A 15,774-nucleotide genomic window follows, 5' to 3' on the forward strand; every position below is an offset into this window, starting at 1 on the left:
GGCGGCGCCCCGCGCGCGCCACGTCGGCGGCGGCGTCGGACGTCGCCTGCCGCGCGCTCTCCAGCGCGTCCTTCGCCGCCTCCAGCGCGGCCCGCGCCGCCTGCACGCGCGCCACCCGCCCCGTCACCGGCTCGGGGAACCCGCCGACGATCACGACGCCCTTCCCATCGCCGTCGAAGGCGCCGAAGAAGCGCGTCAGCGGCAGCGCGCACCGGACTCCCTCGGGATGCCCCGGCACCGGCTCGCCGCCCGGGTTCAGCTCCCCGTCCGCCGGGACGATCATCGAGCCGGGCAGCCCCTTCAGCGCGTCCGCCGCCGCGTCCAGATCGGACGTCCCGACCACGACGGCCTCCCGGTACGGCCACAGCGCGGCCTCCCACCGGTCGCGGACGTCCTCGGCCAGCTCCACCGCGTCCAGCAGCCCCACCGCCGCGATCCCGGCGGCGGCCAGCGCCCGGATCTGCGCGGGCGCGCTGCTCTCGCCCGCCTCCGCCTCCGCCAGCGACCGCTCCGCGCGCGCGACGGCGCCGCGCGCCATCCCGAACTCCTGCTGCGCCTCGTCCCGGCGCGCCTCCGCGTCCGCCAGCTCCGCCTTCGCGGCGGCGCCGTCCCGCCCGTCGGCCTCCCGCCGCCGCTCCTCCAGCGCCGACACCTGCCGCCGCAGCTCCTCCATGCGGTTGCGGGCGACCGCCTTGTCCGCGCCGAGCTTGTCGGCCTGCCCCTTCAGCTCCGCCAGCGCAGCGCTCGCCTCGCCGAGCTGCGCGTCCAGCGCGCCCCCGGTGAGCTGCTCGATCTCCCGCTCCGCCGCCTTCGCCGCCGCCGCCAGCTCCTCGGCCTCGGCCCGCAGCCCCTCCTGCTCGGCGGCGAGCGCCGCGTCGGACTCCGCCGCGTCCCCGAGCAGCCGCGCCTGCCGCGTCCGCCAGTGCCGCAGCGCCGCCGCGACCTCCTCGCGCGCCCGGTCGCGCCGGTCGAACGTCTTCAGCAGCGCCGCCGCCTCGCGCTCCCACTCCGCGAGCCGGTCCGCCGCCTCCGCGGCCTTCGACCGCTCGCGGTGCTCCTCCGCCCGCGACTTGCGCTCGGCCTCCAGCTCCCGGTCCAGGCCCGTCAGCGCCGCGATCGCGCTGAAGATCCGCTCCGGGCTGATCTCGTTCAGCGGCTGCGACAGCAGGTTCGTCGCGACCTTCGACCGCACCGACGTCGACAGGAACGACACGCACCGCACCTGCCCGCCGTACAGGACGCGGCTCAGGTCCTTCGCCACCAGGTCGCGGCGGCCGGCGCTGCGCGGCAGGCTCGCCCACAGCCGGTCCGCGAGCGCGACACGTCCCGCCTCCGACGGCGCCGACGCCAGGTACACGCCCTCCTGCCAGCGGATCTCCAGATGCGGCGCGTCCACGTTCACCCGCAGCCACACGGTCAGCGCGGTCTCGCGGTCGTCGTCCCCGTCCCCGTCCTGGCCGTCCCCGTCCTGGCCGTCCTCGGTCCGGACGTCCGGGTCGGCGGCCTCGGCGTAGTCGAAGACGCCCACGATGTACCCGTGGTCCGCGCTCGCCCACTGGCTGTCGCCCTGCGCCGCCAGCTCCGCGTTGAACAGCAGCTCGGCCACGGCCCGCGCACCCGACGCGAACCGCCACTGCTCGTCGCCCAGCAGCGCCGTGATCGCCGCGATGAACGACGACTTGCCCGCCCCGTTGGAGTCCTTCGGGCCCTGCCCCGCCACCACGATCAGCGTGCCCGGCACGGTCGGCACCGGATGCGTCGACAGCCGCGAGATGTTCACCGCCTGCACCGCCACCAGCGTCCGGTCGCCGACGAGGTTCTCCGCGTCCCGGACGGGCCCCGGCACCAGCGGTTCCAGCACGGCCGTCATTCGCTCTCCCCCTGCTCGCGTTCCCGCCCCCGCCGCCGCGCCCGGATCGCCGCCGCCAGCGGCGAGTCCGGCCCCGCGGCCAGGATCAGCTCCTCCTGCAGCCGCCTGCGCGCCGCCGGCGTCAGCCGGTGGAACTGCGGCCCCGGCACGAAGCCGCCCGCCTGCACCGGGTCGGCCGGGTCGGCGCCCGCCTTCACCTGCGCCACCAGCCCGGCCAGCCGCAGCCGCCGCAGCGCCGCCTCGAGCTCCCCGACGGGCAGCTGCGTCCGCCGCCTCAGCTCCTCCACCGGCGTGGGGTACGGCGACAGCCACGAGTCGTCCTCCAGCAGCCCCGCCGCGCGCGGGATCGCCACCGAATGGATCAGCACCAGCGTCAGCACCGCCCGCTCCTGCACCGGCGGCACGCACTCCTCGTCCTTCGCCAGCTCCGCCGCGACGTCGTCCCGGTATCCCGAGATCCACGACGTCTGCGCCGACCGGACCAGCGTCCGGCCGCTCAGCGCCAGCATCTCCTCGACCGTCCGCCGCAGCGCCGGCTCCCGCAGCGCCGGGAACCGCACCTCCGGCACCGGCTCGGCGGCGTGCTCCACCGCCATGTACGCCGCGACCAGCTCCGCCCGCCGCCGCTCGTCATAGCCGCGCAGCAGGCCCTCGAACAGCTCACTCACCGCCGCTCCCCGGACCTTCCTCACGCGACGCGTCCTCGTGTGCGGCCCGTGAGCCGTCTCCCGGGTCCGGATCGGCCTCGTCGGGGCCGGTCGGCGGCGAGTTATCCACAGAAAGAGATTTTTCCGCCACCGGTGCCGGGGGCGCGGCAGGCTCGTTCACGGAAGGTGACCTGAACACCACAGGAGGCGCGGATGACGCACGTTCACTATCCGACCCCGAAGGCTCCGCGGCCGAAGCCGGCTCGTCGTCGGCCGGTTCGGCGGGACGGGGGGACGGGACGGCCGGAGGCTCGTCGAGCGGATCCTGGGCGTGCGATACCGCGGGAGGCGGCGGGGGTTCGGGCAGGCGGTGCAGAAGGGAGCGCAGCGACGACAGCGTGTGCTCCGCCCAGAGGGAGACCCGCGGACCGGGACGGACGGTGCCGCTCTTCGCGGCGGTGCCCTCGTCCAGGAGGAGCCATCCGGTGTCGGCCAAGCGGCGCAGCTCGCCGGTGGCCCAGCGGCGCGCCAGGTCCGCGTCTCCCCGGGACATGCCCGCGTAGACGTCCAGGACGGCCGCGACCGTCGCCGGCGCTCCCGGCCACGGGGCGTCGTCCAGCCGCGTCCAGCAGCATCGCAGCGCGGCGGCGAGCACCCGGCGCGCCTGCCCCGCGCGGTCCAGCGGCATGGGCGCGGTCTCGTACTCCTCCAGAAGCGCGGGCGTCGCGCCGTCCGGCCAGATCGGCAGCAGCCACACCCGGTCGCCGTCCGTGGCCGCGGCCGTCCCCGCCGGGACCGGATCGGCCGCCGCGACCGACGGGGCGCCGAGCACGCGGGCGCGGGCCCGCGCGAGAACCTGCGGGTCCACGGTCACGTCCTCTCGAACCATCCCGGCGTCACCCAGGTGGGCGCGCCGTCCGGGCGGACGTCCAGGCCGTCCGACCAGACGAGCCGGTACGGCAGCTCGGGGTGCAGATGGGCCGACGACAGGTCGGCCAGCGTCCGGCGCGCGGTCACCCAGTCCTGCGCGAGGACGTCGTGCACGGCGACCCGGTCCCGTCCGCGCAGGACCTCCTCCGCCATGGCGCGCAGCCGCTCCATCGCCGTGATGTCGGAGCCCGTCTCCGACGACAGCCCGGTGTCGGGCACGGACGGCCGCGGCGGCGCCGGCCGCGGCGGGGTCGCGCGCGGCCCGTCCTCGACGGCGGTCACCACCGCGGACGGCTCGTGCCACGGCGCGGCGGCGTCGAACACGAAACCGTCCAGGACCGCCGCGAGCTCCTCGCGGCCCGCGGTGCGCGCGAAGGTGCGCCACGTCTCGGGCGGAAGGAGGGTCAGGTTGCGGGTCGTGCCCGCGGAGTCCGTGAGGCGCGCGGCCGCGCGCCGCGACGCGTCGCCGTAGGCGTAGATGGCGGCGCGCAGGTCCGTGCAGGTGCGGTCGAGCTGCGGCCACCGCCGCAGGATCGCCCCGTGCAGCCGCTCGGCGCGCAGCAGGATCTCCTCGGTGCCCCACAGCTTCGGCGCCTGCTCCCGCAGCTCCTCGATCGTCCCGTTGGTGAGCGTGACGAGCTCGACGCTCCACAGCCGGAACGCGCGGGCCAGGCCCTCCGCGCCGTCGCGCGCCTGCTCGGGCGTCATCCGCGGGTCGGCGACGTTGAGCTGCTCCAGCGCGAGGAGCCGGTGCATCTCGCTCTGCCCGCCGTCCAGCATCATCCGCCGCACGAACATCAGCCCGACCACGCTGGTGAACGACGCCCGGTACCGCAGCTGGTTCGGCTTGGGGAACACCTCCCGGACGGCGCCGAGCCCCTTCAGCACCCGCAGACGGTTCTCGAACACCTCGGACGGGTACCGGCGGCACACGTACCGCATCTGCTCCCGGCTCAGCCCGTCCTCGCCCGCGTCGGCGAACGCGGCGAGCAGCGTCTCGGCGACGTCCACCAGCTCGGGATCGTCCACCACGGCGCCGCTGTCGCGCGCCAGCGCCGCGAACATCTGCCGGTACACGCCCAGCACGGCCTCGCCGACCAGCACGTCGTCGAGGCTGGCGGCCGCGTTCTCGGAGGCGGTGGACACGGCGCACTACGGTACGGCCCCGCGGCGCCCAAGGTGGAATCGGCGGCGGGACCGCCCGCGAGAACGGGCCCCCGAAACCGCAGACGGGGCACGCACAGCGATGACACACTCACAGAGCGACCCGGACTTCGCGGGCCGCAGGCCGCACCAGGGCACGGAGCGCAACGGGCCGGGCCCTTCGGACACGGCAGGAGGGGCATGAGCGACCCGAGATCTCCCCTGAGGACGAACCTCCCCGCCGAACCCAACGCCTTCGTCGGCCGCGAGCGCGACGTGGCCGACCTGCGCCGCCTCCTGGAGGGCATGCGGGCGGTCACGCTGTGCGGAGCGGGCGGCATCGGCAAGACGCGGCTGGCCCTGCACGTCGCGCGGACGATGCTGGACGCCCACCCCGACGGCGTCTGGCTCGTGGAACTCGCCGGCGTCCGCGCCGACGGCACGCCCGAGCCGGTCGCGCGGCGCGTCGCGGCGGTGCTGGACGTGGCGGAGGAGGAGGGCCGCCGGACCGCCGACACGCTCGCCGACGCGCTGCGCGGGCCGTCGGTCCTGATCGTCCTGGACAACTGCGAGCACGTCATCGAGGAGTGCGCGGAGCTGACCGGCCTGCTGCTGGCCCGCTGCCCGCGGATGCGGGTGCTGGCGACCAGCCGCGAGCCGCTGCGGATGGCGGGCGAGAACGTCTGGCGGGTCCCGCCGCTCGAACCGCACGAGGCGGTGCGCCTGTTCGCCGACCGGGCCCGCGCCGCCCGCCCCGGCTTCGACGTCACCGGCGGCGTCGAGGAGGTCACGCGGGCGCTGGACGGCATGCCGCTGGCACTGGAACTGGCGGCCGCGCGCGTCCGGGTGCTGTCGGTCGAGCAGATGGCCGGCCGCCTCGCCGACCGGTTCCGGCTGCTCAGCGCCGGCGACCGGACCGCGCCGCCCCGGCAGCGGACGCTCCGCGCGGCGATCGACTGGAGCCACGACCTGCTCGACGAGCGGGAGCGGACGCTGCTGCGCCGGCTGTCGGTGTTCGCCGGCTGGACCCTCGAGCAGGCCGAGCACGTCTGCGCGGACGCCGCGCTCCCCGCCGAGGACGTGCTGGACCTGCTGACCGCGCTGGTCGACAAGTCCCTGGTGGCCGTGGCGGGGGAGATGGCGGGGCAGGTCCGGTTCCACCAGCTCGACAGCATCCGGGAGTACGCCGCCGAACGCCTCGCGGAGGCGGGCGAGGACGCGGAGTTCCGGAACCGGCACCGCGACGCGGTACTGGAGGACGCCGAGCGCCACGGGAGGCTCGGCATGGCGGAGGTGCCCGGCGCCTGGGCCGACCGGGTCGCGCTGTTCCGCCGGTACGACGCCGAACTCGGGAACGTCCAGGCCGCGCTCACCTGGTCGCTGGACCGCGGCGACATCGGCAAGGGCCTGCGGCTGTGCACCGCGCTGCGCACCTTCTGGATCGTCCGGGGCCGCGTCGCCGAATGGGCCGACTGGACGGACCGGTTCCTCGCCCGCTCGCACGGCACCGACCCGCGCATCCTGGGCGCGGCGCTCGCGGGGCGCGCACAATTGGCCGTCGGCGGCCGCGACTTCGCCCAGGCCGCCCGGTACGCCGAGGAGGCCCTCGGCCCCTGCCGGGCCGCCGGGGACACGTTCGCCACCGCGTCCGCCCTGGTCACGCTGGCCGAGTCGCTCGCCCGCGCGGGCCGGTTCACGGACGCCGCGCGGCGGCTGGACGAGGCCGACGCCATCGCCGCCGGGCCTGGCCTGGACTGGGTCCGCGCCTACGCCCGGATCACCCGCGGCTACCTGCTGATCCGCCGGGTCCGCCTCCGCGAGGCCCGCGAGCTCCTCGACGCGGGCGCGAGGCTGATGCGGGAGATCGGGCAGCTCTGGGGCGCCGCGCACGCCATCATCGGCCTCGGCCGGCTCGCCGAACTCCGCGGCGACCCCGGCGCGGCCCGCGCCCACTACGCCGACGTCCTGCCGATCCTGGCGGAGATCGGGGCGCGTCCGGAGATGGCGCGGGCGCTCGCCGGCATCGGCCGGGTCGCGCTGGAGCAGCGGGACGTGGCGTCCGCGCGTGAGGCGCTGGCGGAGAGCCTGTCGCTGAGCCGCTCGTCGGGCATCCGCCTCGACGTCGCCCGCGCGCTGGAGACCTTCGCCGAACTGGTCGCCGTCGAGGGCGACGCGCGCGGCGCGGTGACGCTCGCCGGCGCCGCGTCCGCGCTCCGCGAGGCCACCGGCCGCCACCCCGCCGCCGGCGCCCGCCGCGAACGGATGCTGGAACCGATCCGCCGCCGCCTCGGCGAGCCCCTCGTCGCCCAGTTCTGGGGCGAGGGCCGCGCGATGCCCCCCGACGACGCGGTCGACTACGCCCTCCACGCCCACAACGTCGCACCCACTCCCGTCCCCCCTCCACGCCCCAGCCAAGAACAACCCCAGCCGCCCGCACCACCCACCCGCGAACACCCGACGCCCCGCCCCACCCGAGAACCAACGACGGAAAACGAACCGAACGCAGCCCAGGAAGCCGTCCGCCGCCCACCCATCAGCAACCAGGCAAGCGCAACACAGCACTCAACCCATCCCGGCGGGGCACCAGAGTCGAGCGCACTGCGAAACCAGAAAAGCGGAGGCAAGGAGCCAGGCGCACGGCGGCCCACCGCGGCGCAATTACCGGCCAACACGCGCGAACAACCAAAGACGCGCTTCACTCCAGCTGCGCAGTCCGTCCCGCGCAAGCCGGACAGCGCCCCCGCACGCGCAGCGCAGCCCCCAGCAAACGCGCTGAGTTCCGAAGCCACCCCAGAGTCGCCCACGGCCCGACGACCCGAATCCGACCGCCAAAGACCGAACGACCCGGCAGACCCGTCGCAAGGCGCAACAGTGACGCGGCAGAAGGACGTGAAAGAGCCAAGCCCGGCTCACGTACAGGAACTCGCCCAGCAGAAGACCGGCGGACAAGAGCCACGTGTTGAGCAGGAAAACACGCCAGGACCAGCGGCGACTCGGGGTGAGGACAAGCCGGGCCAGGGAGCGATACCTGCCCAGCGAAGCAGCGGTCAGGACAGCGGTCGACGACGCTCCACAAGCGAGCCGACGAGCGCGAAGCAAGGACCGGCGGCAGAACGGTTCCGGGACGAGCGAGAGATAGGTGCGGTCTGGGCGCAGGGGCTCGGCTGGCACGAGGAGAGCGGGCGCCAGACCCGAAGCGGCGAGTCGGCGGGCGCGTCGCCAGGACCGGCGGTGACGCGGCATGAGAACGAGCAGGAGCCGAGCGCGAATCAGGAACAGCGGCCCGGTGAGCGGGAGGCCGGGCGACAAGTGACAGGTTCCGAGCAGCCAGACATGTCGCAGGGATCGGCGGCAGTGCCCTCCGAGGAGGAGCCACGTCCGGGCGCGGTCGGGGGCCAAGGACTCGGCTGGCAGGAGCAGAGCGAGGACCGAGTCTGGAGCGTTCGGCAGGAGACCGGCGGACAAGTGCCGAGTGCGGAGCAGACGGATGCGTCGCCGGGGTCGGCGGCAGGGCGGTATGGGGACGAGCGGGGGCCGGGTGTCGCGCCCAGCCGGCAGAGCGGCGGGCAGCAGAGCGGCGGGCGGGGGTCGAGTGTGGAGCAGCCAGGTGCTTCGTCGGGGTCGGGGGCGGGGCGGTTTGGGGACGGGCGGGGGACGGGTGTGGTGCCTGGTTGGCAGAGCGCCGGGCGGCAGAGCGGCGGGCGGGGGTCGAGTGTGGAGCAGGGGGATGCGTCGTCGGGGTCGGTGGCGGGGCGGTATTGGGATGGGCGGGGGCTGGGTGCGGCGCCTAGTGGGCGGCGCGGTGAGGGGCGGCGCGGTGAGGGGCAGGGCGGTGAGGGGCAGGGCGGTGAGCGGCGAGGCGGCGGGCAGGTGGGCGGCGGGCAGGTGGGCGGCGGGCAGGAGGGTGGCGGACAGGAGGGTGGCGAGCGGCGGGGTGGTGAGCGACAAGGTGGCGGGCAGGTGGGTGGTGGGCAGGTGGGTGGTGGGCAGGTGGGTGGTGGGCAGGTGGGTGGTGGGCAGGTGGGCGGTCGATGGGTTTCCGGCGGCGGGGCGGTGGACGAGTCGCAGGGATCAGGAGCGGTGACGCGGTTGGGAGCGCAAGGAGCAGCGGCGTGGGGTGGGGGCGAACCGGAGGCGGGGGCAGGCCAGGGAAGCCTCAGCGGTGAGACGGCGGCTGGTGAGCGGTTCGGGGTGAAGGGCGGGTCGGAAGAGGCGGGGCAGACCTGGGGCGGACTTGCGTCGGACGCCAGCGGCGAGTGGGAGGCCGGACGGGACCTTCTGGGTGGTGAGCAAAGGGGCGAGGCGCCGGATGCACGTCCTCGGAGCGGCCCAGGCGGGGGGCGGGCGATGGAGGGGCGGGCTCGGCCGTTCACGCCGCCGAGCACGTTGACAGGGCGGGAGCGGGAGGTCGCACGGCTCGTCGCGCGCGGGTTGACCAACCGCGGGATCGCGGACGAGCTGGTGATCAGCCCGGCAACCGTCGCGCGGCACGTGACGAACATCCTGACCAAGCTGGGCTACTCGTCCCGTGCGCAGATCGCCGCATGGGTCGTGGAGACCCTTTCGCCCGAGGACTGAGGGGGTGTGTACACATCTCGGAGCGGGGAGGGGGTGCTGAATACGACCATGCCTGCGTAGTCCGGTGCATGTGCTGACGCGGCGTCCAACATAGCGTCGGCGCATGATCTCCCAGGGTGTGGACGTGGCCGCCGCGTACCCCGGTGCGACGGTGACGCGTGCCGTGCTCGGCGGGGCCGGTTCCGGACCGGAGAAGACCGCGCGGCCCGCCGTGGCCGACGCGTCGTCCGGCCGGTCGCTGACGTACGGCGAGCTGGCCGCGCGGACGGGCGCGGCGGCGGCCGGGCTCGTGCGGGAGGGGATCCGGCCGGGGGACGTGGTGGGCCTGCACCTGCCGGGCGGCCCCGAGTTCGCCCTCGCGCTGCACGCGGTCACCGCCGCAGGCGCCGTCCCGTTCCCCGTGGGCGGCCTGTCCGCTGCCGAAACCGCGCGGCTGCTGGAGTCCGCCGGAGCCCGGACAGTGATCACGTGGCCGGGGCTCGCCGATGACGTCCGGGGGCAGGAGTGGCGGCTGTTCTGCTTCGGCGAGGAACCCGGTACCGAGCCGTTCTCGGCACTGCTCACCGGTGCCGCAGCGCCGACGGCCCCCGTGGATCCGGCCCGCGACTCCGGCCACGCGGAACCCGGCACCGAGCCGTTCTCTGCGCTGTTGACCGGTGCCGCTGCATCGGAGGCTCCTGTCGGCCCGGGCCGCGATCCCGGCGCCGCGGAAGCCGGTACCGAGCCGTTCTCGGCGCGGTCGACGGGTGTCGCGGCGCCGGTGGTCCCCGTCGACCCGGCGCGCGATCTCGCGCTCATCGTCTGCGCCGGTGGTCCGCCCGGACCGGGTCGGACCGTCCGGCTCACCCACGCGGAGATGGTCGCCGCCCTGGTGCGGGTCGCCGAGGCCGGCATGATCGGCGCCGCCGACACCGTGCTGACCGCGCTGCCGCTCACCGGGGTCCTCGGCCTGAACGGCGTCCTCAACCCGGGCCTGCGTCTCGGCGCCACGATCGTCGCCTTCACCGGCGGCCGCCACGACCTGCTGCGCGCGTTGCAGCGGTGGCGCGCGACCGTGGCGGTGCTGCCGCCGTCCCTGGCCGAGGCGCTCGGCCGCGATCGCACGGTCGGCCGCTACGACCTGCGGACGCTGCGCGCCGTCGTCACCGTGGGCGGGCCGCTCGCCGCCGAGGACGCGCGCGCCGCCGCGGCCCGGCTCGGCTGCCCGGTCAGGCAGGCGTACGGGCTCGCCGAGGCCGCCGGCATCACGCACCTCAACCTGCGCGCCGCCGAGGAGGGCACGCTGGACTCCGTCGGACGTGGCCTGCCCGGCGTGAAGTGGTGCGTCGTCCACCCGCGGACCGGCGCCGGCCAGCCGTCCTACCAGCCGGGCGAACTGTGCGTGCGGCTGCCGGTGGCCCGGACCGCCGCCGTCCCCGTCCGCTGGCTGCCGACCGGCGACTCCGCGTTCGCCGACGACCACGGCCGCGTGTTCGTGCTCGGCCGGGTGGGACGCGCCCGGCCCGAGCCGCCCGGCGAACCCGAGGCGGTGCTCGCCGCGCATCCCGCGGTGTCGGACGCCGCCGTCGCGCCCGTCCCCGACGAGGACCTCGGCCTGGCGCCGCACGCGTTCGCCGTCGTCACCGACGAGACCTCCGCCGACGACCTGCTCGCCTACCTCGACACGCACGTCGCCGGGCGCCGCGGGGTCGTCGCCGTGCACCTCGTCGAGGAGATCCCCCGCGACCCCGGCGGGCGCGTCCGGCGCCGGGCCCTCCTCGACCGTGCCGGCCTCGGCCGCCTCCCGTGATCCACCTGGGCGGCTACACATGTGTCTACATAGGTCTTCGGATGTGGCGGCGCTGGAGCCGGGCCTACGGTCGCCGCATGCTGGACGGAGAGACCGGCGCGGTGGGCGTCGCCGACGCGACGGTGACGCGGACGGTGCTGGCGGCGATGGGCGGCGGCGACCGGACGGCGGTCGTCGACCGGGGACGGCCGCTGGGCCGCGCCCGGTTCGCGGAGGCGGTGCCCGCGGCGGCCCGGGGGCTGCGGTGGCACGGGGTGCGCGGCGGCGACGTCGGCGCGATCCACCTCGCGGACGCCTGCGACCTGGCACTCGCCGTGCACGCGGTCGGCGCGGCCGGAGCCGTGCCCGCGCCGCTGCCGCCGGACGCGCCCGCGGACGAGCTCGCCGCGATGATGAACGAGGCGGGCGCGCGGTTCCTGATGACGGGGGAGGGGACCGCCGCGCGGTCGATGGCCGCAGCGGACGACTCGTACGTGCGGCAGGTCTTCGCGTTCGGGGACGTGCCGGGCGCCACCCCGTTCGACCGGCTGCTGGAGGCGGGTACCGGGTCCGGCGAGGCGCCGTCCCCCGATCCGCTGCGCGACGCGGCGCTGCGGCTCACTGGCCCGCGCGAGGACGTCACGCATGCCGATCGGCTCGCGGACCTCTACCGCCTGGCCGGCACCATCGCGCTCGGACAGGACGACGTGCTGGTCTGCTGCGGTTCGGACGTGCCGGTGCGGACGTGGGTCGGGCTCATCGACCTGTGCCTGGTCCAGGGCGCCGTGTTCGCCGGAGTGCCGGAGCCGGGCGCCCGCGAGCTGCTGGAAGCGGTCCTGCGGTACGGAGCGACCGCCTTGGTCGTCGGCCCCGCGAAGCTGCGCGCGCTGGCGTTCGACCACGGCGCGGTCCCGGCGCGCGGGCTCCGGGTGCTGGTGGCAGGCGCGCCGTCGGTGGAAGCGGCGCGCGCCTGCCGGATCCGGCACGGCTGGACGGTATCGCCGCTGCCCTGAGCAGCCCGCTTAAGAGAGCCTGGTGTTTTGAGCGGCTCGTCTGGAGGGTGAGTTCGTCAGGGGGATGTGGAGCCGGGCTGGAGGAGGCCGCGGTCGAAGGCCGCGGCGACCGCGGCGGCGCGGTCGTTCACGCCGAGCTTGCCGTAGATGTGCAGCAGGTGGGTCTTCACCGTGGCCTCGCTGATGAACAGGCGGGCGGCGGCCTCCCGGTTGGTGCTGCCGCGCGCGATCAGGCCGAGGACCTCCAGCTCGCGGGGGCTGAGCGACTCCTCGCCGCGCGGCGCCGCGGGGCGGGCGGCGGCGGTGCGCATCCGGCTCATCAGCCGTGCCGCCACCGACGGCGACAGCACGGACTCGCCGCGGGCCGCGGCGCGGACCGCGCGGAACAGCTCGTCCTGCAGCGCGTCCTTGAGCAGGTAGCCGGTGGCGCCCGCCTCGATCGCGGGCAGCACGTCGCTGTCGGTGTCGTAGGTGGTCAGCACCAGCACCCGGGCGGGCAGGCCGCGCTCCGCCATCCGGGTGATGGCGGTGACGCCGTCGGTGCCGGGCATCCGCAGGTCCATCAGCACGACGTCCGGGCGGAGGGCCTCGGCGAGCCGCACCGCCTCCGCGCCGTCGGCGGCCTCGGCGAGCACCTCGAAGCCGGGCTCCCCGGTGAACATGCCGCGCAGCCCGTCGCGGACCACGGGATGGTCGTCGGCGATGAGCAGGGTGATCGTGTCACCGGTCATCCGGCGTCGCCCATCGGGACGGCGGGGACGCTCGCGGAGATCGCGGTGCCCGCGCCCGGCTCCGACTCGATCTCCAGCGTCCCGGCGACGCGGGCGACGCGGCGGCGCATCGCGGTGAGCCCGTAGCCGCCGTCCGCGGTCGGCGTGACGCGGTCGGGCGCGAACCCGGCGCCGTCGTCGCGGACGTCCAGGGTGATCAGGTCGCCCATGTACGACAGGGTCACCGCGACGCGGGACGCGCCGGCGTGCTTGGCGACGTTCGCCAGCGCCTCCTGCGCGGTGCGCAGCAGCGTCCCTTCGACCTCCGGGTGCATGGTCCGTACGGTACCGGTGGTCCTGACTTCGGCGGGAACGCCGTGCAGGGCCGTCCAGCGGCCGGCGACCTCGGTGAGCGCCTCGGGCAGCGCGGACTCCTCCAGCGACTGCGGCCGCAGCGCCTGGACGGACCGGCGGGCCTCGGCGAGGCTGTCGCGCGCCATCCGCTGCGCGACGTCCACGTGCCGTTCCCAGTCGCGGTCGCGCTCGCGGGCCTGCCGGGCGGCCTGGAGCTGGGTGACGACGCCGGCGAGGCCCTGCGCGATGGTGTCGTGGATCTCGCCGGCCATCCGCTGCCGCTCGTCGTGCACGCCGGCCTCGCGGGCCTGCGCGAGGAGCTGGGCGTGCAGGCCGGCGTTCTCCTCCAGGGCCGCCTCCAGCCGCGCGTTCGCCTCGGCGAGCTCGGCGATGACGTCGCGGCGCCGGTCGGACTCCTCGCTGATGCGCCAGGCGAACAGGGTGATACCGCCCGCCAGCAGCACGTTCACCGCGAAGACCAGCAGGTAGACGAGCAGGTTCCCGCGGTCGATGCTCCCGATCCCGCCCATCTGCGCCGCGGCGCCGAGCGAGGCGCAGACGATCACGGCGAGGGCCCGCCAGCGGGGCCCGAGCCAGAACGCGTGCATGTACCCGGTGATGATCGCGAACCCGTACATCCCGTTCATCGAGATCAGCGCGCCGATCAGGCCGATCAGGACGACGTAGTAGGCGCCCGCGGCGCGGGGGCGCTCCAGCCGGTCGGGGTGGAGGACGGCGATCCATGTCACCCACGCGACCGCCGCCGTGCTCAGTCCGAGCTGGAGGGCGATCCTGCCGGGCGTCCCGTGGTCGACCAGCAGCCCGAGCGCCGTCGCCAGCCCCAGCGAGACGTACGGGACGACGCCCAGGGCGAGCCGCTCACGGCGTTCCCAGGCGTCGACGCCGTACTGGTGTTCAGGCACGTCACTCCCACCGGAAGAGCCGGGCGGCGGCCAGGGTCGCGACCACCGCGTACGCGGCCATTATCGCCAGATGGAGGGGATGCGGCGTGTGGCCCATCCAGGCGTCCCGCATGGAGCGGATGCCGGCGCCGAGAGGCGTGACGTCGCAGATCCGCTGCAGGGTGCGCGGCATCTGGTCGTAGGGGATGTACACGCCGGCGAGGAACATGCTGGGGAAGAACAGCAGCGACCCGACGGCGTTGCCGGCCCGGCCGGTCGGCACGACGGCGCTGACGAGCGAGCCGAGCGCCAGCAGCGCGAGCAGGCACAGGACCGCGGCGAGCAGGAACCAGCCGAAGCCGCGCGGCACGGGGGTGCCGAACGCCGCCGCACCGGCGACGATCATGACGGCGGCGGTCACCGCGCCCGCCCCCGCGTTGATCAGCAGCTGGGCGCCGAGCAGCGCCGACGGCCGGACGGGGGTGGCGCGCATGCGGCGCAGCACGCCGCGCTCGCGGTAGTCGGACAGCACGCCGGGCAGCATGATGAGGCTGAGGATCGCGAACGCGACGCCGGTGCCGAGGACGGCCATGTACTCGGTGGTGGTCTGCCCGCCGAGGTTCTCGGACGGCTTGGTGGCGTCCGGCATCAGCCCGAAGCCGAACAGCAGGGCGAGCGGGAGCACGACGGCGAACACGGGGGTGAGGGCCTCGCGTATCCGCATCCGGAACTCGACGGCCAGGATCTTGCCGAACATTCTGCGGCTCCTTCAGTCGCGGGCGGACGGCCCGCCGGTCAGGGCGAGGTAGGCGTCGTCGAGGGTGCGCTGGTCGATGCGCAGGTCGGCGACCACCACGCGGTTGCGGGCGAGCGCGGAGGCGACCGCGGTGGCGAAGTCGCCGCGGCCGGTGACGGTCACGTACGCGCCGGACCGCCGGACGTCGGTGACGCCGGGCACGCCGGCCAGCAGGGCGAGGTCCAGGTCGTCGACGGGCCGGAACCGCATCCGGCCGCCGCCCCCGGTGGTCTCCTCGATGAGCCGCCCGGGGGTGCCGGTGGCGACGATGCGGCCGGCGTCGAAGACGGCGAGCCGGTCGCACAGCTCCTCCGCCTCGTCCATGAAGTGGCTGATCAGCACGACGGTGACGCCGTCGTCGCGGATCCGGCGGATCAGCTCCCAGGTGGCGCGGCGGGCGTGCGGGTCCAGGCCGGTGGTCAGCTCGTCGAGGAACGCGACGCGGGGCGCGCCGACGAGCGCGAGCGCGATGTACAGCCGCTGCGCCTGCCCGCCGGACAGCTTGCGGACCCGGGCGTCCCGCTCGTCCTCCAGGCCCCACTGGGCGATCAGCTCGCCGGGGTCGCGCGGGGAGGCGTAGAAGGAGGCGTACAGTTCCAGCGCCTCCCGCACCCGGATCGATCCGGGCAGGCCGGTCTGCTGGAGCTGGACGCCGATCAGCTCGTGCAGCCGGCGTCCGTCGGTCCACGGGTCGAGGCCGGCGACGCGGGCGGTGCCGCCGTCGGGGCGGCGCAGGCCCTCCAGGCACTCGACCGCCGTGGTCTTCCCGGCGCCGTTCGGGCCGAGGATGCCGAAGATCTCGCCCTCCTCGACGGAGAAGGACACCTCGTCCAGGGCGGTGCGGCCGCCGTACCGCTTGCTGAGGCCGTTCACCTCGATGATCGCCAACGCGGGCTCCTCTGGTCGTCTCCCAACGACCACAAGGCTCCCGGGGCGGGCCTCACCGGGACATCGACCGACCGGCCACGCGGCGGCTGATCCGCCGCATCAACCGATCGGTGGAGGGGGCTGAGACGTCGCGGGCGCCACCGCGCGCGCGCGCCCGGGGCGGGCCCCGGGGCCC

At 75.6% G+C, this 15,774-nt stretch carries 10 protein-coding genes and 1 pseudogene; 3 read left to right on the forward strand and 8 right to left on the reverse strand.

Annotated features, from left to right (window positions below; translation table 11 throughout):
* The 4 genes and pseudogenes from ABZ914_RS30055 to ABZ914_RS30070 all read right to left on the reverse strand — a co-directional run.
* Positions 1 to 1,870: pseudogene (locus ABZ914_RS30055) on the reverse strand (chromosome partitioning protein ParA); the annotation flags it as partial.
* On the reverse strand, positions 1,867 to 2,538 hold the full coding sequence (locus tag ABZ914_RS30060) for a DprA-like winged helix domain-containing protein (RefSeq protein ID WP_500197304.1): 672 nt from the start codon (positions 2,536 to 2,538) through the stop codon (positions 1,867 to 1,869). The pseudogene ABZ914_RS30055 and the gene ABZ914_RS30060, both read right to left, overlap by 4 nt.
* Positions 2,531 to 3,385: a hypothetical protein gene (locus tag ABZ914_RS30065; protein ID WP_500197306.1), complete on the reverse strand. Its 855-nt coding sequence runs from the start codon at positions 3,383 to 3,385 to the stop codon at positions 2,531 to 2,533. Before ABZ914_RS30065 ends, ABZ914_RS30060 begins: the two co-directional genes overlap by 8 nt.
* Before the next feature lie 2 nt (positions 3,386 to 3,387).
* Positions 3,388 to 4,593, reverse strand: a complete 1,206-nt coding sequence (locus tag ABZ914_RS30070; RefSeq protein WP_190868149.1) for a hypothetical protein — start codon at positions 4,591 to 4,593, stop codon at positions 3,388 to 3,390.
* A gap of 198 nt (positions 4,594 to 4,791) precedes the next feature.
* On the opposite strand from ABZ914_RS30070, the gene ABZ914_RS30075 reads away from it, so the two are divergent.
* The 3 genes from ABZ914_RS30075 (at position 4,792) to ABZ914_RS30085 (ending at position 11,949) form a co-directional block, all read left to right on the forward strand.
* Positions 4,792 to 9,168 carry a helix-turn-helix transcriptional regulator gene (locus ABZ914_RS30075; RefSeq protein WP_500197307.1) on the forward strand — a complete coding sequence of 1,459 codons (4,377 nt, stop codon included), beginning with the start codon at positions 4,792 to 4,794 and terminating at the stop codon, positions 9,166 to 9,168.
* Positions 9,169 to 9,271: 103 nt separating this feature from the next.
* Positions 9,272 to 10,957 (forward strand): AMP-binding protein, encoded by a 1,686-nt coding sequence (locus tag ABZ914_RS30080; RefSeq protein ID WP_500197308.1) that lies wholly within the window; start codon positions 9,272 to 9,274, stop codon positions 10,955 to 10,957.
* Positions 10,958 to 11,034: 77 nt separating this feature from the next.
* On the forward strand, positions 11,035 to 11,949 hold the full coding sequence (locus ABZ914_RS30085; RefSeq protein WP_500197310.1) for an AMP-binding protein: 915 nt from the start codon (positions 11,035 to 11,037) through the stop codon (positions 11,947 to 11,949).
* 56 nt (positions 11,950 to 12,005) lie between these two features.
* On the opposite strand, the gene ABZ914_RS30090 is transcribed toward ABZ914_RS30085, so the two are convergent.
* Genes ABZ914_RS30090 through ABZ914_RS30105 form a run of 4 tightly spaced genes read right to left on the reverse strand, consistent with a single transcriptional unit; the run spans position 12,006 to position 15,599 of the window.
* The gene (locus ABZ914_RS30090) at positions 12,006 to 12,680 is read right to left on the reverse strand and encodes a response regulator (protein ID WP_500197312.1); all 675 of its coding nucleotides are present in this window, start codon (positions 12,678 to 12,680) and stop codon (positions 12,006 to 12,008) included.
* The gene (locus ABZ914_RS30095; RefSeq protein WP_500197314.1) at positions 12,677 to 13,936 is read right to left on the reverse strand and encodes a sensor histidine kinase; all 1,260 of its coding nucleotides are present in this window, start codon (positions 13,934 to 13,936) and stop codon (positions 12,677 to 12,679) included. The genes ABZ914_RS30090 and ABZ914_RS30095 overlap by 4 nt, the downstream gene beginning before the upstream one ends.
* Before the next feature lies 1 nt (position 13,937).
* Positions 13,938 to 14,672: an ABC transporter permease gene (locus ABZ914_RS30100; protein WP_500197316.1), complete on the reverse strand. Its 735-nt coding sequence runs from the start codon at positions 14,670 to 14,672 to the stop codon at positions 13,938 to 13,940.
* A 12-nt stretch (positions 14,673 to 14,684) separates the two neighbouring features.
* Positions 14,685 to 15,599: an ABC transporter ATP-binding protein gene (locus ABZ914_RS30105; protein WP_500197317.1), complete on the reverse strand. Its 915-nt coding sequence runs from the start codon at positions 15,597 to 15,599 to the stop codon at positions 14,685 to 14,687.
* Positions 15,600 to 15,774 lie beyond the last annotated feature (175 nt).

The organism is Spirillospora sp. NPDC046719, assembly GCF_040645715.1.
GTDB lineage: Bacteria > Actinomycetota > Actinomycetes > Streptosporangiales > Streptosporangiaceae > Spirillospora.

Coding starts and splice junctions, on each gene's coding strand:
- ABZ914_RS30075 (WP_500197307.1), top strand. CDS start 4,792: ATGAGCGACCCGAGATCTCCCCTGAGGACGAACCTCCCCGCCGAACCC.
- ABZ914_RS30080 (WP_500197308.1), top strand. CDS start 9,272: ATGATCTCCCAGGGTGTGGACGTGGCCGCCGCGTACCCCGGTGCGACG.
- ABZ914_RS30085 (WP_500197310.1), top strand. CDS start 11,035: ATGCTGGACGGAGAGACCGGCGCGGTGGGCGTCGCCGACGCGACGGTG.
- ABZ914_RS30090 (WP_500197312.1), bottom strand. CDS start 12,680: ATGACCGGTGACACGATCACCCTGCTCATCGCCGACGACCATCCCGTG.
- ABZ914_RS30100 (WP_500197316.1), bottom strand. CDS start 14,672: ATGTTCGGCAAGATCCTGGCCGTCGAGTTCCGGATGCGGATACGCGAG.